Below are 24,459 nucleotides of genomic sequence, written 5' to 3' on the forward strand. Positions count from 1 at the left end.
GCATTCCTGCGGCTCCTTCCGATCGTGATCTGCCGAGTCATCGGCGGACCCGAGAGGAGCTACTGATGAAGATCGACTCAGAAGGCAACCAGGCTTCACTGCGCAGCAGGTGGGGAGTGCCGCTGGCGGTCGCCACCGGTGTTGCGGTGCTGAGTGTCGGGGCCGTGGCCGTCTTCAGCGGGGCAGGGGAAGCCCAGCCGGTTCTCGCCTCCCCCGCCGGAAACCCGAGCCCCGCCGCATCACCGAGTGCGGGCGCCACGCACGGCTCCACGTCGGGCGGAGCCGGCGAGGCGCCGTCCTCGGGTCAGGCGTCGTCCACGCCGGACACCTTCACCGTCACCAGCGGGAAGACGACCCCGATCGACGCGGGAACCGTCAGCAGGATCCTGTCCTCCTGCCTGGGTTCGGACGCATCGCGCTACCACGCGGTGATCGGGGTCCGCACTCCCGTCGCCTCGCAGGACTGGGACGGCGTGGTCGTCGCCGTCGACTCCGCCGGCCAGTACGTGCAGTGCGAGTCGAAGGGCGACAAGGGCAACAGCCCGGACTCCCCGCCCACGTTCATCAACAACCGCCTGTGGGGCACCGGTCGTACGATCGCGTACTTCGACTCCATCGGCTCACTCGTCGGCAAGAAGCAGCTCGTCATGCTGGGCGCCGGGCACCACGCGCCCAACGTTGCCAAGGTGACCATCAGCTACGGCGACGACCCGAAGCAGTACCCGGCGGTCATGGCAGGCGGCGCGTTCGTCTACGCGGCAGCTCTCGCCACCGACTCGTCCCACCTCGACCCGCAGGAAGCGGCGGGCCCGAACCCCTACGTCCATGCCTACGACGCATCCGGCAAGGAGATCTACAACCAGGCGAAGGACCCGCAGTTCGCCCGGTAGCAGCGGGCCCGGGGCCGTCGCGAGACCACACCGGGCCGCCCCGGACATGAGAGGTCCCGGCCCTGCGGTGGGGCCGGGACCTCTCGCTTCGGTCAGCGGTCCGTCACCGCCGTCGTCAGAGCGTCGACACACGCCCCGCGTACCGCTGGGTCCACCCTGTGCCGGTGTTGGCGGTGAGCACCACGTCGTAGTAGCCGTGCTCGGTGGGCCAGCGGACGACGGTGGAAGCGCCGCCGGGGACGATGAACTTCCGGGTGCCGCCGATGTAGTCGTTGGCCTTCAGGGTGTAACGGACGGGGTGCTTACCATCGTTGTGCAGCCTCAGCCTGACCTCGGCGCGCCTGCCCCTGACCAACTCCGCCTCGACGCGCGGAATGCCGATGCGCTTCTTGCTTTCACCCTCGGGGATCACCTGTCCGGCGAAGGAGCGCAGGAAGCCGTCGGGTCCGTAGACGGAGAAGGCGTACTTGCCGTCGGTTTCGTTCGTGTCCCAGGTGTACGAACCCGGGGTCGCCGCGCTCACCGTGTACGGCGTGTTGGCGAAGGCGAGGTACTGGTCGGGGAAGACCTGGAGGCTCACCGCCTTGCCTTCCGGGCCGCCGGTCAGCGTCATGGACGCGGTCACCGTGCCGGCGGAGCGGTTCTCGGTGAAGGTGGCGTGCGGGTGGAAGGAGAGGCCGCGCGGCTTCATCCGGTCCTCCGGCAGCTCCGGCGGAGTCCCGGTGACCGGGTCGGCGATGACGACCGGACCCGGACGCGGGTGCGCGAAGTCGATCGCGCTGGTCAGGTCACCGGCGATGGAGCGGCGCCAGTCGGTGATGTTCGGGCAGGTGAACGGCTTGCCCAGTGAAGCGGCCCAAATCTCCAGGAACTTCACCGTCGAGGTGTGGTCGAACACCTCCGACGCGACATAGCCGCCCCGTGTCCACGGGGAGACCAGCAGCATCGGCACCCGGGGGCCGAAGCCGTACGGAGTGGTGCCGGAGAACTCACCGGGCGTGCCCGCCTCGGGGCGCGGGGGCAGGACGTGGTCGAACTTTCCGTCGTTCTCGTCGTAGGTGATGATCACCAGGGTGTGGTTCCAGATGTCCTCGTTGCTCTGGAGCGTCTTGAGGACCTTGTTCATGTACCGCTCACCGTGCACCGTGTCGAAGCCCGGGTGCTCGCTCCACGCGGCGGGCATCACCACCCAGGAGACCTCGGGAAGCGGGTGCTCCGCCCCCGGCTCGCAGGCCGCGATCAGGTCGCGGAGTACGGCGTCGAGGTTCGCCTCGGAGTCGTCGTTGGGCGTGGTGGCGCCCTCGTAGACGAAGGAGTTGGCCTTCCAGATCTTGCCGGTGCCGGGTTCGAGGTCGGCCGCGTCGGCCGTGCGCGGGTCGAAGGAGGCGAAACTGTTGGTGACGTTGCAGCCGTACTCGCCGACGTAGCCGCTCTGGAGGCTGCCGCGGACGCCGTTGCCGCTGTTGTCGGAGTAGACCCGCCAGTCGATGCCGGCCTGCTGGAGCTGCTCGGGGACGGTGGTCCAGCTGCGGCTGTAGTCGTTCTGCTTGGCGTTGGTGATCTCGCCGCCCGCCGAACCGGTCATCAGGTAGTAGCGGTTCGGGATGGTCGGCCCGTGCAGCGAGCAGAAGTTCATGTCGCAGACGGTGTACTGGGAGGCGAGCGAGTACATCCACGGCATGTAGTCGGGTGTGTAGTACCACATGCAGTGGTCGCCCTTGTCCTTCACCCAGGTGTTCCACCGCCCGTCGTTGGCACCGTAGAAGTTGTGGTTGTCGCTCCAGGTGGCGGTCGACACGGCGGGGGTCACGATGGCGCCGGTGGCGTCGCGCTGCTGGAAGACGTCGGTGCCGTCCTGGAACTTCAGGACCTGCTTGTCGTCGTGCCCGCGTACACCGGGCATCTGGCCGAGGTAGTGGTCGAAGGACCGGTTCTCCTGCATGAGGATCACCACGTGCTTCAGGTCGGATATGTCTCCGTTGAAGCCCTTGGGCAGGTGGTACTCGGCCGCACTGGCCTGCGCCCCGCCGGCCGCCTCGGCGACCGGGCCGGCGGCCATGGCGCCGAGGGTGACGGCGGCGGTCTGGAGCATCCGGCGCCGGGTGATGCGGAATTCGCCGGCGGTGCTCTCGATGCCGGGACGCGGGGATTCGGTGATGCTGGGAGTCATCAGGGGGACCTCTGGGGGAGAGTGATTCAAGGGGGGGACCGTCGGCGCGTGCCTGCGAAAACTAGGCCGCCGGGGCGAACGGCGGGCGAACCAAGGACGTACTCCTGAGGCACCGGCAGATTTCCATGGGGTGCGATGCCGGGTCGAGATGCTTCACGGTGATAGCCGAAACTCGCGCCCGGTTGGCCGGTCGGCCGGTCTTGCCATCTCGCTGGTCGGTGATCGCGGGGCCCGGTACCCTCCCCGGCCATGACCGACATAGTCCGCGCCACCGCTTCCGACGTCCCGGCGCTCGCCGATGTCCTCGCCAGCGCCTACGCCGAGGACCCCGTCTGGTCCTGGCTGATGCCGCACGACCGGGACCGGCGGCTGCGGCTGCTGTTCACCGCGCATCTGGCCCAGCAGGTCCCGGCGGGCCGGGTGTGGACCGACCCGGACCGCACGGTGGCGGCGGTGTGGGCGCAACCCGGGCAGTGGAAGCTCCCGGTGAGCTACCTGCTGCGCAACGCGGGCACGCTGCTGCGGGCGGCCCGGACCCAACTGCCGAGGACCGGGCTGCGGTTGCTCGCGCTGGAGCACCGCCATCCGGCCGCTCCTGCGCACTGGTACGTCGAGTACATCGGCACCCACGCCGACGCGCGCGGCACGGGCCGCGGCGCGCAGGTGCTGGGCGGGCTGCTGGAGCAGGCGGACGCGGACGGGCGGCCGGTGTTCCTGGAGTCGAGCAACCGGCGCAATCTGACGTTCTACGAGCGGCACGGTTTCGCCGTGCACGAGGAGATGACGTTCCGGTCCGGGCCGCCGATGTGGTCGATGTGGCGGCGGGACACAGGGCGGTAGCGCCCGCTGCCTGACCGGCGGCTCCGCCTCTCCTTGTGCGTTCGGACGCCAAGTCGGCGCCTCCGTAGCTACATTGACGTCAGACCGGCGAGCCGAGGGAGACCCGTGGTCGAGAAGATAATCGGCGGCCTCATCCTGGCCCTGCTCACCTACACGGGCCGCACCCTGTGGCAGAACCGGCAGCACCTGAAACTCCTGAAGCTCCTCCTCATGCCGTGGCTCCGCGTCCGGGTCTCGGTGGCCGTGCTGCTGCGGGTCCACGAAGAGGACCACTTCGTCCTCTTCACCTCACCGACCCGTCCCGGCGCCTTCGGCCCGCCGGGCGGAGTGGTCAAGTACCGGGAAACAGCGCGCTCCGCCCTGGAGAAGCTGAGCTTCGAGCCCGAGCAGCGCAATCGCTCCGTGATGCGACTGGACCTGCGCGGTTTTCTCCCCGGCGGCCGGGTGCTCGGATTCGCCCGCTGGCTCCAGCGCGAGGACGGCCGCGAGCCGGCCACCGAATGCCTCCGGCGCGAACTCGTGGAGGAGCTGGGCGAGGTCGGCCACGAGGAACTCGTCGGCCTCGCGGGGAACGTCGCCTTCCAGCACGTGCGCCGGGTCATCGACGGGCCCCTGAAGGTGGCCGGCGAGAACTACAGACAGCTCCGCTTCGTGGAGGTCTTCGACCTCGTGCCGGACCGCCCCGAGGCCGCCGAGCTACGCGCCGCGCTGCTCGCCCTCGCGGACGAGGCCGCGGACACCCTCGTCATCAGCGCGACCCGCAGAGAGATCGCCCTCGGCCGGGCGGGAAAGCACGTCGTCCTGCCGCAGTCCGCCTTCCTCGTCGGCGACCGACGCCTTCGGGAGGACATACACCCCGCGGGCTGAGTTTCGACTGATTTCGGTCGAAACGATGGCGGCACGTCCTGTGTCTCTGCTGCAATGTGGCCTCCACAGCGCCTGCGGCGCCACCGCACGCACGCGCCAATGCTTGGGGGAGCGCTGATGAACGCTGGCGTGCACAGCGAAATTCTCGGATACTCGGCGGACTTACTGGAAAGCGCCCTGAACGACGCCGTCCAGGCGGAACCCGACATGGAGCCCAGGTTCCGCAAGGCCCGAGAGGGGCTGATCAGGACCCAGGAACAGCTCACGAAGGGCTTTCCGAACGTACCGGGGTACCGCATCGCCAACGGCGCCTCGACCATGGGCGACTACTACCTCCGGGTGGACGGTGCGCGGGCCCGCGCGTTGTTCGAACTCGCCGTGGAACTCTTCGAGTCCGAGAACGACGACGGCCGCTACACACGGACCATCGACTACTGCCGCAGCCGGCTGGAGCAGATCAAGCCGGAGGTCACGCCCACCGTCCGGCTGCCGGACCAGGTTCCGGGCCCCGCCACCACCGCGACCGCCGCCACCGCGACAGCCGCCACCGCGACCACCCCGTCCACGGCCCCCGGGGAGGGGGCCGTCTCCGCCGTGGCGGCAGCGGCGGTGGCCGCCGTGCCGGCCCTGGGTGCCGAGGGCGGAGTCGCCACCGTCTCGGTGGCCGCCGGGGGCGAGACCGCCGCGGTCGGGGCCACCGCTGTGCACCGACCCCTTCCGCACGTACACCCGATGCGTGACTGGGACACGCTGCTGGACGACTGGCGGACCGGCGAGAGCGACGAGGCGACGGTCGGGAGGCTGATCGACGAGCTGGGCGCCCGTATCGCCGATCTCCTCGGAACACACGCCGCCGTCCCCGCCGAGTCGCTCATGCCGATGCTGGAGGAGGACCTGCGGGACCTTCGCACTCATCTCACCTTCGTCTCCGTCCCCACCGACGACGCCCAAGCCCTCCACCAGCGGGCCAAGGAGGCCCGGAGCGTCTGCCGGACGGAAATGATGGCGTACGCGAAGGGCGGGACCGCCGTCGAGGTGGAGGTACTGCGTCAGCACTGGCTGGCCAGCGCGCTCTGGAACTACGCGGTGGAGAGCCATTGGCACTCCAGCGGCTACCAGACCCTCGCCGACGTGCTCGGCTATCTTCAGCTCATTCAGATCTCCTACCGGTACCACGCGTCACGGCGCCAACTGCTCCTCGACGTCACCGAGACAGCCGTCCTGCTCGCTCTGGGCGCGCTGCGCGACACCGAACTGAACCGCGTGCCGCACGTCAACGGATGGATGCGGCACGCGGTCGGCATCCATCTCCTGGTGGGCGGTCCCGACCCCACCGCCCCCAACGACCTCCGCTTCAACGAACTGATCCAGGACCCCAAGTACTCCGACCGGCACATCTACGCCGAGTACTGGGCGACACGAGTCCTCAACCGCTGGACCGAGGAAACGCGGCACCGCAGCAGCGTCGCCCTCATGCTGCTCAAACTCTCCGGTTGGAAGGCCGACCGCCTGGACCGTCTGCTCGACCTCCTGTACTCCTCCACCGGCTACTACGGAGAGCCGGGAGCCTCGGACGAGCACCGGGAGGCCCTCGCGTTCTGGCGGCGGGCGGGCAGGGAGATGCTGACGACCATCCGGATGGTGCGCGTTGCCAGAAACCCGTGGGAGCCCGGCGCCGCCTCGGCATTCGGTCTCCTGTCAGTGGGCCCGGAAGACGCGTCCGTACGGATCTCGAACCGCCTCCTGCAAGGCATCTCCGCCGAACTCGCCCCCGGGCCGCAGGGCACCATGGTCCAGGGCGCCCTGTTCGCGGGCAGATCCGTACCGACCTTCCTGGCGCTCGACAGCTTCGGACCGGTCGGCGTCCTGAAGATCGACGAGGTGGCGAAGGTACGCCGGGAGAAGGAGAACTTCGACCGGTTCGCGGAGCCCTACCTGCGGCCGGTCTACCGGGCGAGCAAGTGCGTGGTGGGCAGCACCACCATCGCCAACAGCGGCAGCGGCGACCTCTACCAGGGAATCTTCACCTCCTACGTCTTCCGTCACAGCGAGGACCCGAAGACGCTCCGGGAGTGGGTACGGACCGCGGACCCCGAAGACCTCCAGCCGGTCATCGAAGAGGTGTTCATGGACGCACTCGGCCCATGGCTCTGCCAGGCCCAACGGACGATCGGAGACCTGCGGGGCGAGTACCCGGCGCTCCGCCCGGCCGCCTTCGAGCTGACCAGCTACGCCCCGGGCAAGAACGCGGAGTCCGAGTTGGAGCAGTTCGGGCTGCCCGAGGTCGCGGACGTTTTCGGGATCACCGGCGGGATTCCCTGGCAGCATCGCCGGCTGGAGCATGTGCTGGAGAACTCCGCGATGGCATCGAGTCCCTTCGCCACCGATCCGGACACACGATCGGTCACCAACCCTCTGTGGCTGGTCGCGCACATGGCCGAGGTCGGCAAGCGGGATCCCGGCACCGACGCCCTCTTCGACAAGCTCCTGTACGACCGCCAGTACGGCATCACGACGGCCTCCTACCTCACCTGCGTCTGCCACGGCGACCTGCACGGCGAGAACGTGCTGGCCAGCGGCCCCGAAGGCCGACGCCCCGACCTCTACGTCATCGACTTCGAGACGACTCACCAAGGGCACATCTGCAAGGACTTCGCCCGCCTCGAATCCGCCCTGTGGTCCCGGACGTTCTCCTGGAGCCAGGAACAACTGCTCCAGGTGCGCTCCTGGTTCGTCGGGACCCTGCGCGACGGGACCATGTGGGAGCCGGCCATCCCGGTGGACGTGCACCCGGACGTGGCACGCGTCCTCCTGTGTGTCGCCAAACTGCGCTCGATCCTCAAGGGCTGTGAGCAGAGGAACTGGCCGCTCGGCGAAGCCGAGTACCAGTGGGCGCTGCTGGCTTCCCTGCTGCCCTTCGCCCGCTACCGGGACCACGAGAACCAGGTCAACCGACACCTCCCCTTCCTCCTGGCCGCGGACGTCGCGGACGTGCTCGTGGAAAGAGCCGAAGGAACGCGCTCGGCGTCTTAGGGAGTGTGGCCGCACGGGATCGCGTCGATGCGCGAGGGCGGTGAACGCGGAAGGGGTGCCTCTCGTCGAGAGGCACCCCTTCCCCCGGTCAGCGCGTCGTCCGACCAGGTGCGGAGGATCCGGATCTGAGCCCATGTGACATCGCTGCACGACAGTGCCAAGAAAGGTCTGCAGGCGAGGGCCGGCTCGGGATCTGCGTCGATTCCCTCCGGCTCAGGCCGGCAGTTCCCACATCAGTACCTCGGCTGCTCCGTCCGCGACCAGTTCAAGGCCTTCCTCCCCGGCGATCCGCACCGCGTCGCCCGCCGCCAGCGCCTCGTCGCCGATCCGCACGTCCCCGGCCACCACATGCACGTACACCCGCGGCGCGTCCGGCACCGCCGTGCGCTCCCCCTCGGCGAGCCGGCGCACATGGAGCATCGCACCGGCTTCCGGCAGGGCGTACGGAGTGGAGTCGGCGATGCCGGGGACGGTCGTGTACGAGGGCTCGCCGCCCGGTTCCAGGGGTGCGAGCCACATCTGAAGGAACGTCAGCGGCGTTTCTCCGTCGTTGCGTTCGACGTGCTGGACGCCGGACGCGGCGCTGAGGTGCTGGACATCCCCGGGCCGCACGACGGTGGCGTGACCGCCCGAGTCCCGGTGGGTCAGCTCGCCCTCCACGACCCAGGTGACGATCTCGGTGTGGCTGTGCGGGTGCTCCTCGAAGCCCGCACCCGGGGCGAGGCGCTCCTCGTTGCAGGCCAGGACCGGGCCGAAGCGGAGGTTGTCGGGGTCGTAGAACGTACCGAAGGAGAAGGAGTGCCGGGACTCGATGCCCGCCGCCCCGTCCCCACCCCTGAAGCGGTCGCCCGAGCGACGTACGGAAATCACCTCCCCACGGTAGCCCGCCACCGCAGAACAAGGACCGGCCGCGGCCGGCTACCCGGCGGTACGACCCGCGGACCGCCCCGCCCCTTCGGGCACCCGTCCGGATAGGGCAGTCTTGTCCCCGTGCCCCGACCCGATCCTGAGCAGCCCGCCACCAACGCCGCCCACCTCCACGCAGCGACCCTGAAACGGCTGGAGCAGTCCTCCGGCCGGCTTGCCGCCAACGCGATCGCCCGCATGGACGAGTCGCTGCCTTGGTACCGGGCCATGCCACCGGAGAACCGGTCCTGGATCGGCCTGGTGGCCCAGGCCGGTATCGCCGCGTTCACCGAGTGGTTCCGGCATCCGGAGACCCCACAGGCCATCTCGACCGACGTCTTCGGTACGGCTCCGCGCGAGCTGACCCGCGCGATCACGCTGCGGCAGACCGTCGAGATGGTGCGGACGACGATCGAGGTCATGGAGGCGGCGATCGACGAAGTCGCCGCGCCCGGCGACGAGTCGGTGCTGCGCGAGGCGCTGCTCGTCTATGCGCGGGAGATCGCCTTCGCGACCGCCCAGGTGTACGCGCAGGCCGCCGAGGCCCGCGGCGCCTGGGACGCCCGCCTCGAATCACTCGTCGTCAACGCGGTGCTGTCCGGGGAGGCCGACGAGGGTGCCGTGTCCCGGGCCGCCGCGCTCGGCTGGAACTCCCCCGAGCACGTCTGCGTGCTGCTCGGCACGGCCCCCGACGGTGACAGCGAGCTGACCGTGGAGGCGATCCGCCGGGCCGCCCGGCACGCCAAGCTCCAGGTCCTGACCGGGGTGCTCGGCAACCGCCTGGTCGTCATCGCGGGCGGCAGCGACAATCCGCTACAGGTCGCGAAGGCACTGATCGGCCCGTATGCGGCGGGGCCCGTCGTCGCCGGGCCCGTGGTGGCGGACCTGCTGGCCGCCACCCGCTCCGCGCAGGCGGCCGCCGCAGGGCTCAAGGCGTGCGGCGCCTGGCAGGACGCCCCCCGGCCGGTTCTCGCGGACGATCTGCTGCCGGAGCGCGCGATGGCGGGTGACCCGGCCGCGCGGGATCAGTTGGTGGAGGAGATCTACAGACCGCTCGAAGAAGCGGGTTCTGCCCTCCTGGAGACGCTGAGTGTGTATCTGGAACAAGCGAGCAGTCTCGAAGGCGCGGCCAGGATGCTGTTCGTCCACCCCAACACCGTGCGCTACCGGCTCCGACGTGTGACAGACGTCACCGGGTGGTCGCCGTCCGATGTCCGCTCGGCGTTCACTCTGCGGATCGCCCTGATTCTGGGGCGCCTGGCCGCCAGGGATCTCCAGCCCTAAGCTTTTGTCGGACATCAACAAATCCCCCCACGGTTCTTCGTCCCTGTCCCCACGGGCGTTCCGGACCATTGACAAGAGAGAGTGTGAGGGTGCTCGTACTCGTCGCTCCCGGCCAAGGCGCTCAGACGCCCGGCTTCCTGACTCCCTGGCTCGACCTCCCCGGTGCCACCGACCGCATCGCGGCATGGTCCGACGCCATCGAGCTCGACCTTGCCCACTTCGGCACGAAGGCCGACGCGGAGGAGATCCGTGACACCGCGGTGGCCCAGCCGCTGCTGGTCGCCGCCGGTCTGCTCTCCGCTGCCGCGCTCGACGCCTCACCGGCCGTCGTCGCAGGTCACAGCGTGGGTGAAATCACCGCGGCCGCTCTCGCCGGGGTCATCGGCGACGAGGCGGCGCTGCGTTTCGTGCGTACCCGTGGGCTCGCCATGGCCGAGGCGGCGGCGGTCACCGAGACCGGCATGGCCGCGCTGCTCGGCGGTGACCCGGAGGTCACCGTCCCACACCTGGAGAAGCTCGGCCTGACGCCGGCGAACGTCAACGGGGGCGGCCAGATCGTCGCCGCCGGCACCGCCGCGCAGATCGCCGCGCTCGTCGAGGACAAGCCCGAGGGCGTGCGCCGGGTGGTCCCGCTCAAGGTCGCCGGCGCGTTCCACACGCACCACATGGCGCCCGCGGTCGAGCGTCTCCGTGAGGCCGCCACGGCCCTGGAGGTCTCCGACCCGACCGTGACATATGTCTCGAACGCCGACGGGAAGACCGTCGCCACCGGCGCGGAGGTCATCTCCCGGCTGGTCGGCCAGGTCGCCAACCCGGTCCGCTGGGACCTGTGCATGGAGACGTTCAAGGCGCTCGGCGTCACCGCGCTCATCGAGGCCTGCCCCGGCGGCACGCTGACCGGTCTGGCCAAGCGCGCGCTGCCCGGCGTGCAGACCCTCGCGCTCAAAACCCCCGACGACCTCGACGCGGCCCGCGCGCTCATCGCCGAGCACGCAGGCGTCTAAGGAGCCCGAGAGTATGTCGAAGATCAAGCCCAGCAAGGGCGCCCCGTACGCCCGGATCATGGGTGTCGGCGCCTACCGCCCGACCCGTGTCGTGCCCAACGAGGTGATCCTCGAGACGATCGACTCGTCCGACGAGTGGATCCGCTCCCGGTCCGGCATCGCCAGCCGCCACTGGGCCTCCGACGAGGAGACCGTGTCCGTGATGTCCGTCGCGGCTGCCGGCAAGGCCCTCGCCGACGCCGGGGTCATGCCGGATCAGATCGGCGCGGTCATCGTCTCCACCGTCTCGCACTTCAAGCAGACCCCGGCCATCGCGACCGAGATCGCCCACAAGGTCGGCGCGGGCAAGCCCGCCGCCTTCGACATCTCGGCCGGCTGCGCGGGCTTCGGCTACGGCCTGGCCCTCGCCAAGGGCATGATCGTCGAAGGCTCGGCAGAGTACGTACTCGTCATCGGCGTGGAGCGGCTGAGCGACCTCACCGACCTGAGCGACCGTGCGACGGCGTTCCTGTTCGGCGACGGAGCCGGTGCCGTCGTCGTCGGCCCGTCCGACGTTCCGGCCATGGGCCCGACGGTCTGGGGCTCCGAGGGCGACAAGTCCGACGCGATCAGGCAGACCGTGGCGTGGGACACCTTCCACGCCGACCGTCCGGAGAAGTTCCCCGCCATCACGCAGGAGGGTCAGGCGGTCTTCCGCTGGGCCGTCTTCGAGATGGCGAAGGTCGCCCAGCAGGCGCTGGACGCGGCCGGGATCGCCCCGGAAGACCTGGACGTCTTCATTCCGCACCAGGCCAACATGCGGATCATCGACTCGATGGTGAAGACCCTGAAGCTGCCGGAGCACGTCGTGGTCGCCCGTGACGTGGAAACCACCGGCAACACCTCCGCCGCCTCGATTCCGCTCGCAATGGAGCGGCTTCTGGCGACCGGTCAGGCAAAGAGCGGCGACACCGCGCTCGTCATCGGCTTCGGGGCGGGTCTCGCCTACGCCGCGACGGTCGTTACCCTCCCCTAGGCACACCGGGTCTTTTCGCCCGGACGCCCGAACCCAGCAGAAACACACCGAAGGAGCGCCAACATGGCCGCCACGCAGGAAGAGATCGTCACCGGTCTCGCCGAGATCGTCAACGAGATCGCCGGTATCCCGGTCGAGGACGTCCAGCTGGACAAGTCCTTCACCGACGACCTGGACGTCGACTCGCTGTCCATGGTCGAGGTCGTCGTCGCCGCCGAGGAGCGCTTCGACGTCAAGATCCCCGACGAGGACGTCAAGAACCTCAAGACGGTCGGCGACGCCGCCGACTACATCCTGAAGCACCAGGCCTGATCCGGCCGACTCGTGTGTCGCCACCCGGCGGTGGCGCCGCTGATTCACGACCCTCTACACGTGGAGAAGATTTTCCAGTGAACTCGACCAATCGCACTGTGGTCGTCACCGGTATCGGCGCAACCACTCCGCTGGGTGGCGATTCCGCATCGACCTGGGAAGGTCTGATGGCCGGCCGTTCCGGCGTCAAGCCTCTTGAGGGCGAACGTTTCGCCGAACTGCCTGTCCGGATCGCGGCCCTCGCGGCCGTCGACCCGGGCGACGTCCTGCCCCGCCCGCTTGCCCGCAAGCTGGACCGCTCGGCACAGTTCGCGCTGATCGCGGCCCGTGAGGCATGGGCCGACGCGGGCTTCACCGGCCCTGCCGGTGAGGACGAGAACATCCAGCCCGAGCGGCTGGGTTCGGTCATCGCCTCCGGCATCGGCGGTGTGATCACCCTGCTCGACCAGTACGACGTGCTGAAGGAGAAGGGCGTACGCCGCGTCTCCCCGCACACCGTGCCCATGCTCATGCCCAACGGCCCGGCCGCCAACGTGGGTATCGAGGTGAACGCCCGGGCGGGCGTCCACACCCCGGTCTCCGCCTGTGCGTCGGGTGCCGAGGCGATCGGGTACGCCGTCGAGATGATCCGCACCGGCCGTGCCGACGTGGTCCTCGCCGGTGGCACCGAGGCGGCGATCCACCCGCTGCCGATCGCCGCTTTCGCCAACATGATGGCGATGTCGAAGAGCAACGACGAGCCCGAGAAGGCCTCGCGTCCGTACGACACGGGCCGCGACGGCTTCGTCCTCGGCGAGGGCGCCGGTGTCGTCGTCCTGGAGTCCGCGGAGCACGCCGCCGCGCGCGGCGCCCGGGTCTACTGCGAGGTGCTGGGCCAGGGGCTGTCCGCTGACGCCCACCACATCGCCCAGCCCGAGCCGACCGGGCGCGGTATCGCCGCGGCGATGCAGAACCTGCTGGACCAGACGGACCTCAAGCCGTCCGAGGTCGTGCACCTCAACGCCCACGCGACGTCAACGCCGCAGGGCGATGTCGCGGAGCTGAAGGCGCTGCGCCAGATCCTGGGCGACGACCTGGACCATGTCGCGATCTCCGCGACGAAGTCGATGACGGGCCACCTGCTCGGCGGCGCGGGCGGTATCGAGACCGTGGCGACGGTCCTGGCCCTGCACCACCGGATGGCTCCCCCGACCATCAACGTCGACCACCTCGACGAGGCGGTCGAGGCGGACATCGTGCGCGACGAACCGCGTCCGCTGCCCGAGGGGCCGATCGCGGCCATCAACAACTCGTTCGGCTTCGGCGGACACAACGTGGTGCTGGCGTTCCGCAGCGTGTGATCGTTGTACGGCTGTACGTGTGAAGCCCGCTTCCCCGTGAGGGGAGGCGGGCTTCGTCGTTCGGGAAGGCGGGGCTCAGACCACCTGGTGGAGCCACCGCACGGGCGCGCCCTCGCCCGCGTGGCGGAAGGACTCCAGTTCGTCGTCCCACGGCTTTCCCAGGAGTTTGGCGATCTCCCCCTCCAGGTCCGTCTCCCCGCTCTGCGACCGGGCCAGGGCGGCCCTCAGCCGGTCCTCGGGGACCAGGATGTCGCCGTGCATGCCGGTGACGGCGTGGAAGATGCCGAGCTCGGGCGTGGAGCTGTAGCGCTCGCCCTCCGCGGTCGGTGACGGTTCCGCCGTCACCTCGAAACGCAGCAGATCCCAGCCGCGCAGCGCGGATGCGAGCTTCGACGCCGTACCCGGGCTGGCCTGCCAGGAGAATTCGGAACGCCAGGTGCCGGGTGCGGCCGGCTGTCTGATCCAGTCGAGCTGGACCCGCACGCCGAGCACGCCCCCGACCGCCCATTCGACGTGTGGGCAGAGTGCGCGCGGGGCTGAGTGGACGTACAGGACTCCACGTGTCGTCACCGGGACCTCCAGTGTGGGACGAGGTTCGCCTTCCCCAGCGGCCTCGCGCCGTACCACCTCTTACCGGCCGGTTCCCGAGGCTGTCATCAGTAAACAGTATCGGGAGTTAATGTCCGGAGAAGGGAGGGTATGTGACGTGATGTGATGTTCGAGAGCCACCCGAGTGGAGCCGGGCGGCCGAAGGAGCCACTGGTTCGACGTGGAAAAGCTACCGTGCGGCGGCGTCCGAGGTGTGACGTACCGTCGGTCCTGGGCCCATGATTCGCTCAGCATTCACCCGGCAGGGCGCGCGGGCCCGCCGACCGGTGCCGCACGGGTGTGCCGGAGGCATGGGACAGGAAGGGACGAGGACATGCCGGATCGCTCCGTACGGCATCGCTCGCGGACCGCACTGGCCGCGCTGGCGGTCACGTCGTTCCTCGGCACGGCCGTCCTGACGGGCTGTGACTCCGGGGCCGACCGGACGACGAAGGGCGCGACGGCCGAAGAGGGCAGGCGGCCGGCGGCCGCGCCGCTCTGGGACCGCAGTCCGGAGTCGGTCGCCGCGGTCGGGGACTCCATCACCCGTGGCTTCGACGCCTGTTCGGTGCTGGCCGACTGTCCCGAGGCCTCCTGGTCGACCGGCACGGACGGTGCGGTGCGCAGCCTGGCGGTGCGACTCCTCGGCACCTCGGGCGCGGCTGCCCACAGCTGGAACCACGCCGAGACGGGCGCCCGGATCGCCCAGTTGCCGGAGCAGATGGCGCTGGCCGCGAAGGAGGACCCCGGTCTGGTGACGGTGATGATCGGCGCCAATGACGCCTGCCGGGACTCGGTGCGGGCGATGACGCCGGTGGCCGACTTCCGTGCGTCGTTCGAGGCGTCGATGCGTCAGCTGCGCAGCGCGGCACCGAAGGCCCAGGTGTACGTGTCGAGCGTGCCGGACCTCAAGCGGCTCTGGTCGACGGGCCGGGGCAGTCAGCTGGGCAAGCAGATCTGGAAGCTGGGCATCTGCAAGTCGATGCTGGGCGACGCAGACAACCTGGGTGCCTCGGCGGTGGCCCGGCGGGCGGCGGTGCAGGACCGCGTCATCGCGTACAACGAGGTGCTGCGCGAGGTGTGCGCGAAGGATTCACGCTGCCGTGACGACGGCGGGGCGGTGTTCGACTACCGGTTCACCGGGAAGCAGCTCAGCCAGTGGGACTGGTTCCACCCGGGACGCAACGGGCAGGCCCGGCTGGCCGAGATCGCCTACCGCAATGTCACGGCGGCGCGCCCCCCGGGCTAAAGTTTCGATCATGGAGACGGGTTCGAACACGGTGATGCGTACGGAGCACTTCGGCACCCTCGGGGACGGCACCGCCGTGGACCGCTGGACGCTGGAACGCGGCGGTACGCGCGTGCGGGTGCTGACGTACGGCGCCACCGTGCAGTCGGTCGAGGTGCCGGACCGGGACGGCACCCAAGGCGGCGTGGCGCTCGGCCTGCCCGATCTCGCCTCGTACGTCCGGTACACGGGGCCCTACTTCGGCGCGCTGGTCGGGCGGTATGCGAACCGGATCGGCGGGGCGGCGTTCGTCCTCGACGGGACGACCCATCACGTCACGCGCAACGAGGGCCGCAACCACGTGCACGGCGGGGCCATCGGCTTCGACAAGCGCGTGTGGGACGCCCGCGAGACCGACGGCGGGGTGGAGCTGTCCCTGGTCGCGGCGGACGGCGAGGAGGGGTTCCCTGGGCGGCTGGAGCTCTCGGTGGCCTACACGCTGGACGAGGACGGGGCGCTGCGGATCGTGTACCGGGCGACGACGGACGCGCCGACCGTGCTGAACCTGACGAACCACACCTACTGGAACCTGGCGGGCGCCGACTCCGGCAGTGCGCTTGGCCAGCGGCTGCGGATCGCGGCCGGGCGGATCACTCCGGCCGATGCGGAGTCGCTGCCGACGGGCGAGTTCCTGCCGGTGGACGGGACCCGGTTCGACTTCCGGGAGCCGCAGCCGGTCTCCAAGGAGTACGACCACAACTTCGTGCTGGACGAGGGAGTGGCGGGCCCGGTCGCCGAGTTGTACGACGAGGTCTCGGGGCGCGTCCTGACCGTCACGACGACGGAGCCCGGCATGCAGCTGTACACGGCGGACCACTTCGACGGACGGCCCTTCGGGCCGTGTGCCGGGATCGCCCTGGAGACCCAGCACTTCCCGGACTCGCCGAACAGGCCGGAGTTCCCGAGCACGGTGCTGCGGCCGGGCGAGGAGTACGTGTCGACGACGGTGTACGGCTTCTCGGCGCGCTGAGGCGGCGCCGTTCCCCATACCTCGACGAATCCCGCAGGCAGGTGTTCTGACCTGCGGGAACGCCGATAATACAAGATCGTTAAGCGGCACCTGGGAGTGATTCCGGGCGATCTACGCGCGTTCACGCAATGCGCCCCTGTCCGCGCCCCCCAGGGTGGCCGCATGACTTCCAAGCCTGCCGAACCGAATTCCGGCCTGCCCTCTTCCGGCCTGCCCTCTTCCGGCCTTCCCTCCAGGCGCACCATGATCGCGGGGGCCGCCGCAGGTGCCGCCGCCCTCGCCGCGACCGGCGCGACCACCGCGACCGCGGCGGACTCGGCCGCACCCGGTTCCCTCGCCGCCCCCCTCGCAGCCCCCGGCTCCGACTGGGACGCCTGCCTGACCGTCGCCCGCGCCATCCTCGTACGCGACGAGCAGGACGAGTCGCTGGTGCCGCACTACCGCGACGTCCTGCTCTCCAAGGGCCTGCCGCGCAGCGGCAAGGACCCGAAGAAGGTGCTGGTCATCGGCGCGGGCCCGGCCGGGCTCACCGCCGCCCATCTGCTCCGTGAGGCCGGGCACACCGTCACCGTGATCGAGGCCAACGGCAACCGGGTCGGCGGCCGGATCAAGACCTTCCGCACGGGAGGCCACGAGAACGCGAAGTCGCCCTTCGCCGACCCCAAGCAGTACGCCGAGGCCGGGGCGATGCGCATCCCGGACAGCCACCCGCTCGTCACCGGGCTGATGGACGGCTTCGAACTGAAGCGCCGCCGCTTCCACCTCGTCGACGTCGACAGCGCGGGCCAGCCCGTCAACCACACCTGGATCCATGTCAACGGCATCCGGGTCCGCAAGGCGGACTACGCGAAGAAGCCGCAGGCGGTCAACCGCTCCTTCGGGGTCCCTGCCGAGTTCGAGGACAAGACCGCCTCGGCCATCGTGCGCGAGGCCTTCGCCCCCGTACGCAAGGAGTTCGAGGGCAAGGAGGGCTCGGAGCTCGTCAAGGGCTGGGCCCGGGTCATCCAGAACTACGGCCACTGGTCGATGTTCCGCTTCCTGACCGAGGCGGCCGGGCTCGACGAGCGCACCATCGACCTCATCGGCACCGTCGAGAACCTCACCTCGCGGCTCCCCCTCGCCTTTGTGCACAGCTTCATCGGGGCCTCCCTGATCAGCCCGGACACCGCGTTCTACGAGCTGCCGGACGGCACGGCGACGCTGGCCGACGCCATGTACGCGCGGGTCAAGGACCTGGTGCGGCTGGACCGCCGGGCCGCCAGGATCAGTCACGGGGAGGACGGCGTCCGCGTGGAGACGGTGTCGGAGGGGCGCGACGGCAAGGTCGTGCGGGAGACCTTCACCGGCGACCGGGCGATCGTCACCGTGCCCTTCTCAGGACTGCGCCACATCCCGGTGACCCCCGCGCTCTCGTACGGCAAGCGGCGTGCGATCACCGAGGTCCACTACGACGTGGCCACCAAGGTGCTGCTCGAGTTCAGCCGCCGCTGGTGGGAGTTCGAGGAGAAGGACTGGAAGGAGGAGCTGGAGAAGGTCCGGCCCGGCCTGTACGACGAGTACCGGCTCGGCAAGGCGCCGGCCGACGGTTCACTGCTGGGTGCACACCCCTCCGTACCGTCCGGGCACATCCCGCCCAACCAGCGCGTGCACTACGCGGCGTACCGCGCGACCGCCCGCAACCAGCCCGAGGCGGCCCATGTCATCGGCGGCGGATCGGTCACCGACAACGCCAACCGCTTCATGTACCAGCCCTCCCACCCGGTCGACGGGAGCAAGGGCGGTGTGCTCCTGGCCTCGTACAGCTGGGCCGACGACGCCCTGAAGTGGGACTCCCTGGACGACGACGAGCGCTACCCGCACGCCCTGGGCGGGGTCCAGGACGTGTACGGGCAGCGCATCGAGGTCTTCTACACGGGGGCCGGTGCCACCCAGTCGTGGATGCGCGACCCGTACGCGTATGGCGAGGCGTCCGTCCTGCTGCCCGGCCAGCACACCGAACTGCTCGCCGATGTGCGGTCGGTCGAGGGGCCGTTGCACTTCGCCGGCTGCCACACGTCCGTCAAGCCCGCCTGGATCGAGGGGGCGTTGGAGTCCGCGGTCCGCACGGCACTGGAGGTGCACACGAGCTGACCGCTGCGGGTGAGCCAGTCAGCTCAGTCGTTCACGCGGTACGGCGACGAGGAAGGCACCGTTCCTTCGCCCTCCTCGTCGTCGGCAGCCGTGTCATCACCATCGTCGCCGTCGTCGCCGTCCTCCCCCACCAGTTCGCGCGCCAGCAGGGTCGCTCCCGCGACGGCCCCCGGCATCAGGAAGACGGCGACGAACGGGACCAGGAAAGCGAGCCCCAGCGGTACGCCGAAGCCGAGGATCAGCAGCCGGCGGCCGCGCAGTAGGACGAGCCGGTCCTTCAGCACCATGCCGCGGCGCTGGAGCGCGACGGCGGTGAGTTCCTCGGCGAGGAAGTACCCCGTGACGCAGAACCCGATGAGCGGGACGACGGTCTGGCCGGCGACCGGGATGAATCCGAGGGCGAAGAGCAGGACCGCGTACAGCGCGACGCGCACCAGGATGCGCACGCTGTCGCGGGCGGAGATCCACAGCTCGCGCCAGAGCGGCAGCCCGGACTCGGGGACCTCGCCGCCCTCGGTGCGGTCCACCTCCTCGGATAGCGACTCGTAGAAGGGCTGCCCGACGAGCAGGGTCACGGCGGTGAACGTGATGACGGCCAGGAAGAGACCGAAGGCGAAGACCAGCACGGTCAGGGTGGTGCGGAGCAGGCCGAGCCAGGGCGAGGACCAGTCGTCGGCGAACGGGGTCGCCCAGTCCGCCAGGTCGTCGGCCCCGTAGCCGAGGCCGACGAGGGCGCCCGCGTACAGGATGAGAGCGATCAGGCCGGGCAGCAGCCCGATGCCGAACCACTTGCCGTGCTGGGCGACCCAGCGCTGCCCCTTGATCAAATATCTGAGACCCACCCCGAGATCACGCATGGCGTCAGCCTAACGGGAGCCCGGGGCGGGGCCTTTCACGCGGGGCGCGCGGTCAGACGATCCGGATCATGTTCCAGGACATCGGCTCCAGCGTGGCCCGCAGCACTCCCCCGTCGAGCACGGTGCCCTCGGCGGCGTGCGGGGCGACCCGTCCGGGCTCGGCGAGGGTGTTGCGGGCGTCCGGGTCCGCGTCGGCGAGGACCTGGTGCTCGGCGATCCCCGTCAGGTCGAAGCCGTGCAGGGCGACTTCGAGCGGGAGGGCCGCCTCCTGGCCGCGGTTGACCGCGAAGACGGTGATCGCGCCGGTCTCCGGGTCGCGGACGGCGGTGGCGTGCAGCAGGTCCGTCTCGCCGTACTTGGCCGTCCCGTAGGTGGGCGAGTCCACCCGCACGTCCAGGACCTGGCCCCGGCCGTGCCGCGCGGCCTGGGCGAACGGGAAGAAGGTGGTCTGCCGCCAGGCCGGGCCGCCGGGCTCGGTCATGATCGGGGCGATCACGTTGACCAGCTGGGCCAGGCAGGCCACGGTCACCCGGTCGGCGTGGCGCAGCAGGGCGATGAGCAGGGTGCCGAGGACGACGGCGTCGGTGACCGAGTAGTTGTCCTCCAGCAGGCGGGGCGCCTCGGGCCAGTCGAGGGGGTTCGCCTCGGCTTCCTGCTGGCTGCGGGCCATGTACCAGACGTTCCACTCGTCGAACGAGAGGTTGATCTTCTTCGTGGACTTCAGCCGCGCCCCGACGTGGTCGCAGGTGGCGACGACGTCCTCGATGAAGGACTCCATGTCCACGGCGGAAGCCAGGAACGAGTCGCGGTCGCCTTCGAGTTCCTCGTAGTAGGCGTGCAGCGAGACGTAGTCGACGAGGTCGTAGGTCTCCGCGAGGACCGTCGCCTCCCAGGCGGCGAACGTGGACATGGACCGGCCCGAGGAGCCGCAGGCGACGAGTTCGACGGACGGGTCGATCTGGCGCATCGCGCGGGCCGTCTCGGCGGCGATCCGGCCGTACTCCTCGGCGGTCTTGTGGCCGGTCTGCCAGGGGCCGTCCATCTCGTTGCCCAGGCACCACAGCTTGATGCCGAAGGGGTCCTTGTCGCCGTGCGCGATGCGGCGTTCGGAGAGTTCGGTGCCGGCCGGGTGGTTGGCGTACTCCTGGAGTTCGATGGCCTCCTGGACGCCCCGGGTGCCGAGGTTCACGGCCATCATGGGCTCGGCCTGCGGGCCGATCTTCTTGCAGAAGGCGATGAACTCGGAGAGCCCGAAGCGGTTCGTCTCGGTGGAGCGCCAGGCGAGGTCGAGGCGGCGCGGCCGCTCGTCGGCGGGGCCGACGCTGTCCTCCCAGCGGTAGCCGGAGACGAAGTTGCCGCCGGGGTAGCGGATGGCGGTGACGCCCAGTTCGCGGATCAGTTCCAGGACGTCGGTACGCAGACCGGCTTCGTCGGCCGAGGGGTGGCCGGGCTCGTATATGCCGTCGTAGACGCAGCGGCCGAGGTGCTCCACGAACGAGCCGAAGAGGCGGGGGTCGACATCGCCGACGGTGAACGCCGGGTCGAGGGTGAAGCGGGCGGTGCGGGTCATGACTTCCTCGCTGTGTTCGGTGGTTCGGTCGTTGATCGGTGAGGGGGGAAGGTCACTGGCCGGCCAGGCCGGTGTGGGCGACGCCGCTGACGATCTGGCGCTGGAAGAAGACGAAGACGAAGATCAGCGGCAGCCCGGCCATCAGCCCGCCGGCCATGAGCTGGGCCCACTGGATGCCGTAGGAGTTCATGACGGTCGCGATGCCGTTCGGCATGGTCATCAGGTCGGGGTTGTTGGTCACCATGTACGGCCACAGGAAGTTGTTCCAGGACGCGATGAAGGTGAAGATGCCGACCGCGGACAGGGATGGCCGGGACAGCGGCACGATGATGGTGAAGAACACCCGCCAGCGGCCGGCACCGTCGATGTACGCCGCCTCCTCCAGCTCCCTCGGGATGCCCTGGAAGAACTTGTAGAGGATGTAGACCATCGCGGCGGGCGCGCACTGCGGCAGGATCATGCCCCAGTAGGTGTCGACCATGCCCATCGACTGGACGGTACTGAACAGCGGCACGCCGAGCACCGCCGGCGAGACCATCAGTCCGGTCATGACGAGCCCCATCAGGGCGTTCTTGCCGCGGAACTCGGTGCGGGCGAAGCCGTACCCGGCGAGCGCGCCGACGAGCAGCACGACGGCCGTGACGCAGACCGAGACGACGAGCGAGTTCACGAACCAGTTGGTGATGTTGCCGGTCTCGAAGATGGCCTTCCACGCCTGGGCCGTCCACACCTTCGGCAGCCAGTGCGGCGGGACCTCGACGGCCTCGGTCTCCGACTTCAGCGAGGTGAACAGCGCCCAGGCGAGCGGGGCCGTCCACACTGCGGAGACGGCGACGCCGACGACGGTGAGGATCACCTGGCTGACGGTCCAGGGCCGGCGGACCCGGCCTGCCCTGCTCTTGACCCGTATCTGCGTGACGGTCATCGCACGCCCTCCTCACGCTTGCCCAGCAGCCACATGCGCCCGAGCGCGACGGCCGCGATGATGACGAAGAAGATGATGGAGATCGCGGAGGCGTAGCCCACGCGATAGCTGGTGAAGCCCTGTTCGAGGGTGTACTGGACGAAGGTGCGGGTCGACTCCTCGGGCCCCGGGCCGAAGTCGGCGATCACGACGGCCTGGTCGAAGACCTGGAGCGAGGCGAGGATCTGGAGGGCGATGACGAGCCCGGTGATGTGGCGCATCAGCGGCAGCGTGATGTGCATCATCCGGTGCCAGGCGTTCGCGCCGTCCAGCTTGGCGGCCTCGTACAGGTGGTCCGGAATGCCCTGGAGCGCGGCGAGGTAGAGCAGGAAGCTGAAGCCCACGGTCCACCACAGGGTGGTGATGACGACGGCGAGCATGGCCGTGGACTTGTCCGTGAGCCAGGGGGTGTCGATGCCGAGCACGTGGTTCACCATGCCGGTGCCGGGGTTGAACAGCCACTGCCACAGGTTGCCCGCGACCGTGGACGGCAGCAGGAACGGGGCGAAGAAGCACAGCCGCCACAGCCATTGGGCACGCTCGATGTGGTGGGCGAGCATCGCCATCAGGAAGGCGATGACGGTGATGCAGGGCACGACCAGGAGCGTGAAGTACGCGCTGTGGCCCAGCGAGTCCCAGACCAGCGGGTCGTGGAAGGCCTCGCGGTAGTTGTCCCAGCCGATGAAACTCGCGCCGTCCCCCGAGACGTTGGCGTCGGTGAAGCTCAGGTACACGCCTCGCAGGACCGGCCAGATCACGAACAGGGCGAACAGGGCGAGGAACGGCGCGACGAACCAGCCGCCGTGCTGGAGCATCCGTCCCGCGCGGGCCCGGACGCCTTCCGTGTCCCCCGTGCTCGTGGTGGGTACCGGCTGCGCGGCGGGCGCGAACGCGGCCTCGGCACTCGTCGTTGTCATGCGGCACCTCCCTGCGCGGCGGTGTGGCCGTCCATCGGGTTCTTCATGGCGAGGAGTTGTTCCAGTACGCGCTTCATCTGGCGGGCCGCTGCGGCGGGCTTGGTCGAACCGAGGGTGGAGGCGGCGACGACCGGCCCGACGCGGGTGGCGAGCGTGCCGGTGGAGCCCGCGAACCAGGCCTTCGGCTCGGTCGCCTGATGGGTCATGGCCGAGACGTACTCGTTCTGCGGGGTGAGCTTCCTGTACGCGGCGGACTGGAGGGTCGGCTGGTAAGCGGGTATGTGGCCGCCCGCCGCCCAGGCGAGTGCGTTCTTGACGATGTACGCGGCAAGCCGGTGCGCGCCCTCGTCGGACGAGCCGCCACGGTCCGACTGGTGGGGCAGGACGAAGGAGTGCGACTCGGCGTGGGTCGCCTGCATGCCGAAGACGGGCGGCAGCGGGGAGGCGCCGTACTCGATCTTCGCGCCCGAGTAGACGGGCACCGACCAGTTGCCCTCCCAGGTGAAGGGCGAGCCGTTCATGAACTGCTCGGCGTCGGCCGCACCGGCGGTGGCGTACCCGTCGGTGATGTGCCGGCGCAGGAACTCCAGGACCTCGGTGGCCTTGTCCTCGTCGAAGACGACGTCCGTCATCGCGGGGTTGAAGTAGGTCCCGCCGAGCTGTGTGTAGAAGGCGACGAAGAACCACCAGGCGAAGTTCTGGTCGTTGGCGTGGATACCGACGGTCTGGAGCCCGCTCCGGGTGGCCTTCTTCGCGGCCTTCAGCGCGTCGAACCACTCCTCGGTGGAGGTGATCGGCACGATGAGGCCGTCGTCGCCGAGGAGGCCCGCCTTCTTCAGGACGTCCTTGCGGTAGAAGGACAACTGGGCGTGGATGTCGAGGGGCAGGGCGTAGAGCTTGCCGTCGATGACGGCGCGTTTCCACAGCTTGGAGTCGAAGTCCTGTTCCCGGATGCCGTACTCGGCGAGCAGGTCCATGTCCCAGGGGTCCAGCAGCCGCCCCGGTGCGAAGCCGGCGACGCGCCCCAGGTGCATGACGCTGAGGTCGGGCGCACGGCTGCCGGAGGCCGCCATGGCGAGCTTGGTGTAGTACGGACTGCCCCACTGGAGGGTCGAATCCTTCACCTCGATACCGGGGTTGGCCTTACGGAAGGAGTCCAGCATCGCGATCATGTTGTAGCCGTCGCCGCCGCTGAAGAGGTTCCAGTAGCGGACCCGGGTGGCGGCATTCGACGCGAGGGCGTCCGCACCGCTTCCCAGCGCCGCGAAGCCGAAGCTGCCGGCGACGGCCGCGCCGCCCAGCCCCGTGATCAGTTGCCTGCGATTCAGGCCCGGTCGTCCCATGCCCGCCCTCACTATTCGAAATATCGAATGCTGCCCGCAACTTCGAACGGACCGTAAAATCGAAGCGCTTGCGCGTCAATGGGTCGCGCAAGAATCCCGAACAATGTCCGGGATACCGAACGAGGGTGCCCGGCACGTGGTACCGAACGACCGAGGGCCGCCCCCTCTCGG

Annotated in this window: 20 protein-coding genes; 12 read left to right on the forward strand and 8 right to left on the reverse strand. The window is 69.6% G+C overall.

All coding sequences use genetic code 11. The features are described 5' to 3' along the window. Positions 1–65: 65 nt before the first annotated feature. Complete coding sequence (locus SH922_RS12185) at positions 66–890, forward strand: hypothetical protein (RefSeq protein WP_393057833.1); 825 nt, start codon at positions 66–68, stop codon at positions 888–890. 115 nt (positions 891–1,005) lie between these two features. Here SH922_RS12185 and SH922_RS12190 read toward each other — a convergent pair whose 3' ends face one another. Beyond that, the gene (locus SH922_RS12190; protein ID WP_393057835.1) at positions 1,006–3,060 is read right to left on the reverse strand and encodes an alkaline phosphatase family protein; all 2,055 of its coding nucleotides are present in this window, start codon (positions 3,058–3,060) and stop codon (positions 1,006–1,008) included. A 249-nt stretch (positions 3,061–3,309) separates the two neighbouring features. On the opposite strand from SH922_RS12190, the gene SH922_RS12195 reads away from it, so the two are divergent. From SH922_RS12195 to SH922_RS12205, 3 genes are all read left to right on the forward strand, one after another. Further along, positions 3,310–3,900, forward strand: a complete 591-nt coding sequence (locus tag SH922_RS12195) for a GNAT family N-acetyltransferase (protein WP_393057837.1) — start codon at positions 3,310–3,312, stop codon at positions 3,898–3,900. Between the two features lie 105 nt (positions 3,901–4,005). Continuing rightward, positions 4,006–4,767 (forward strand): hypothetical protein, encoded by a 762-nt coding sequence (locus tag SH922_RS12200; protein WP_393057839.1) that lies wholly within the window; start codon positions 4,006–4,008, stop codon positions 4,765–4,767. 117 nt (positions 4,768–4,884) lie between these two features. Beyond that, entirely contained in the window at positions 4,885–7,800 is a 2,916-nt protein-coding gene (locus SH922_RS12205; RefSeq protein WP_393057841.1) for a phosphotransferase, read from the forward strand. 213 nt (positions 7,801–8,013) lie between these two features. On the opposite strand, the gene SH922_RS12210 is transcribed toward SH922_RS12205, so the two are convergent. Beyond that, a complete protein-coding gene (locus SH922_RS12210; protein ID WP_393057843.1) occupies positions 8,014–8,670 on the reverse strand; it encodes a pirin family protein in 657 nt (218 codons plus the stop codon). Positions 8,671–8,790: 120 nt separating this feature from the next. On the opposite strand from SH922_RS12210, the gene SH922_RS12215 reads away from it, so the two are divergent. The 5 genes from SH922_RS12215 (at position 8,791) to fabF (ending at position 13,661) form a co-directional block, all read left to right on the forward strand. After that, positions 8,791–9,990 carry a PucR family transcriptional regulator gene (locus SH922_RS12215; protein WP_393057845.1) on the forward strand — a complete coding sequence of 400 codons (1,200 nt, stop codon included), beginning with the start codon at positions 8,791–8,793 and terminating at the stop codon, positions 9,988–9,990. 89 nt (positions 9,991–10,079) lie between these two features. After that, positions 10,080–10,994, forward strand: coding sequence for an ACP S-malonyltransferase (locus SH922_RS12220; protein ID WP_393057848.1), 915 nt, complete (start codon positions 10,080–10,082; stop codon positions 10,992–10,994). Between the two features lie 13 nt (positions 10,995–11,007). After that, on the forward strand, positions 11,008–12,009 hold the full coding sequence (locus SH922_RS12225) for a ketoacyl-ACP synthase III (protein ID WP_393057850.1): 1,002 nt from the start codon (positions 11,008–11,010) through the stop codon (positions 12,007–12,009). 63 nt (positions 12,010–12,072) lie between these two features. Further along, positions 12,073–12,321 carry an acyl carrier protein gene (locus SH922_RS12230; protein ID WP_024490626.1) on the forward strand — a complete coding sequence of 83 codons (249 nt, stop codon included), beginning with the start codon at positions 12,073–12,075 and terminating at the stop codon, positions 12,319–12,321. Positions 12,322–12,398: 77 nt separating this feature from the next. Continuing rightward, entirely contained in the window at positions 12,399–13,661 is a 1,263-nt protein-coding gene (fabF, locus tag SH922_RS12235) for a beta-ketoacyl-ACP synthase II (protein WP_393057852.1), read from the forward strand. A gap of 75 nt (positions 13,662–13,736) precedes the next feature. Here fabF and SH922_RS12240 read toward each other — a convergent pair whose 3' ends face one another. Next, the gene (locus SH922_RS12240; protein WP_393057854.1) at positions 13,737–14,231 is read right to left on the reverse strand and encodes a DUF3145 domain-containing protein; all 495 of its coding nucleotides are present in this window, start codon (positions 14,229–14,231) and stop codon (positions 13,737–13,739) included. A 352-nt stretch (positions 14,232–14,583) separates the two neighbouring features. Between SH922_RS12240 and SH922_RS12245 the strand changes: the two genes are divergently transcribed. From SH922_RS12245 to SH922_RS12255, 3 genes are all read left to right on the forward strand, one after another. Further along, positions 14,584–15,498: an SGNH/GDSL hydrolase family protein gene (locus tag SH922_RS12245; protein WP_393057856.1), complete on the forward strand. Its 915-nt coding sequence runs from the start codon at positions 14,584–14,586 to the stop codon at positions 15,496–15,498. Between the two features lie 10 nt (positions 15,499–15,508). Then, positions 15,509–16,507, forward strand: a complete 999-nt coding sequence (locus SH922_RS12250) for an aldose epimerase family protein (protein ID WP_393057858.1) — start codon at positions 15,509–15,511, stop codon at positions 16,505–16,507. Between the two features lie 243 nt (positions 16,508–16,750). After that, a complete protein-coding gene (locus SH922_RS12255) occupies positions 16,751–18,637 on the forward strand; it encodes an FAD-dependent oxidoreductase (protein ID WP_393063538.1) in 1,887 nt (628 codons plus the stop codon). 23 nt (positions 18,638–18,660) lie between these two features. Here the strand turns inward: SH922_RS12255 and SH922_RS12260 are convergent, their stop codons facing one another. From SH922_RS12260 to SH922_RS12280, 5 genes are read right to left on the reverse strand one after another with little or no spacing between them, the layout of a single operon-like run. Next, a complete protein-coding gene (locus SH922_RS12260; protein ID WP_393057861.1) occupies positions 18,661–19,494 on the reverse strand; it encodes an EI24 domain-containing protein in 834 nt (277 codons plus the stop codon). 52 nt (positions 19,495–19,546) lie between these two features. Beyond that, on the reverse strand, positions 19,547–21,064 hold the full coding sequence (locus SH922_RS12265) for an alpha-N-arabinofuranosidase (protein ID WP_393057863.1): 1,518 nt from the start codon (positions 21,062–21,064) through the stop codon (positions 19,547–19,549). 52 nt (positions 21,065–21,116) lie between these two features. Beyond that, positions 21,117–21,989 carry a carbohydrate ABC transporter permease gene (locus tag SH922_RS12270; protein WP_393057865.1) on the reverse strand — a complete coding sequence of 291 codons (873 nt, stop codon included), beginning with the start codon at positions 21,987–21,989 and terminating at the stop codon, positions 21,117–21,119. Continuing rightward, on the reverse strand, positions 21,986–22,945 hold the full coding sequence (locus SH922_RS12275) for a carbohydrate ABC transporter permease (RefSeq protein ID WP_393057867.1): 960 nt from the start codon (positions 22,943–22,945) through the stop codon (positions 21,986–21,988). The genes SH922_RS12270 and SH922_RS12275 overlap by 4 nt, the downstream gene beginning before the upstream one ends. Continuing rightward, complete coding sequence (locus SH922_RS12280) at positions 22,942–24,288, reverse strand: extracellular solute-binding protein (protein WP_393057869.1); 1,347 nt, start codon at positions 24,286–24,288, stop codon at positions 22,942–22,944. The genes SH922_RS12275 and SH922_RS12280 overlap by 4 nt, the downstream gene beginning before the upstream one ends. Positions 24,289–24,459: the final 171 nt, after the last annotated feature.

It is taken from the genome of Streptomyces sp. LN549, from assembly GCF_043203805.1.
Lineage (GTDB): Bacteria > Actinomycetota > Actinomycetes > Streptomycetales > Streptomycetaceae > Streptomyces.

Bases quoted from the DNA above. Each gene is read 5' to 3' on its own strand.
- SH922_RS12185 (WP_393057833.1), top strand. From the start codon at position 66: ATGAAGATCGACTCAGAAGGCAACCAGGCTTCACTGCGCAGCAGGTGG.
- SH922_RS12190 (WP_393057835.1), bottom strand. From the start codon at position 3,060: ATGACTCCCAGCATCACCGAATCCCCGCGTCCCGGCATCGAGAGCACC.
- SH922_RS12195 (WP_393057837.1), top strand. From the start codon at position 3,310: ATGACCGACATAGTCCGCGCCACCGCTTCCGACGTCCCGGCGCTCGCC.
- SH922_RS12205 (WP_393057841.1), top strand. From the start codon at position 4,885: ATGAACGCTGGCGTGCACAGCGAAATTCTCGGATACTCGGCGGACTTA.
- SH922_RS12225 (WP_393057850.1), top strand. From the start codon at position 11,008: ATGTCGAAGATCAAGCCCAGCAAGGGCGCCCCGTACGCCCGGATCATG.
- SH922_RS12230 (WP_024490626.1), top strand. From the start codon at position 12,073: ATGGCCGCCACGCAGGAAGAGATCGTCACCGGTCTCGCCGAGATCGTC.
- SH922_RS12245 (WP_393057856.1), top strand. From the start codon at position 14,584: ATGCCGGATCGCTCCGTACGGCATCGCTCGCGGACCGCACTGGCCGCG.
- SH922_RS12250 (WP_393057858.1), top strand. From the start codon at position 15,509: ATGGAGACGGGTTCGAACACGGTGATGCGTACGGAGCACTTCGGCACC.
- SH922_RS12255 (WP_393063538.1), top strand. From the start codon at position 16,751: ATGATCGCGGGGGCCGCCGCAGGTGCCGCCGCCCTCGCCGCGACCGGC.
- SH922_RS12260 (WP_393057861.1), bottom strand. From the start codon at position 19,494: ATGCGTGATCTCGGGGTGGGTCTCAGATATTTGATCAAGGGGCAGCGC.
- SH922_RS12265 (WP_393057863.1), bottom strand. From the start codon at position 21,064: ATGACCCGCACCGCCCGCTTCACCCTCGACCCGGCGTTCACCGTCGGC.
- SH922_RS12270 (WP_393057865.1), bottom strand. From the start codon at position 21,989: ATGACCGTCACGCAGATACGGGTCAAGAGCAGGGCAGGCCGGGTCCGC.
- SH922_RS12275 (WP_393057867.1), bottom strand. From the start codon at position 22,945: ATGACAACGACGAGTGCCGAGGCCGCGTTCGCGCCCGCCGCGCAGCCG.
- SH922_RS12280 (WP_393057869.1), bottom strand. From the start codon at position 24,288: ATGGGACGACCGGGCCTGAATCGCAGGCAACTGATCACGGGGCTGGGC.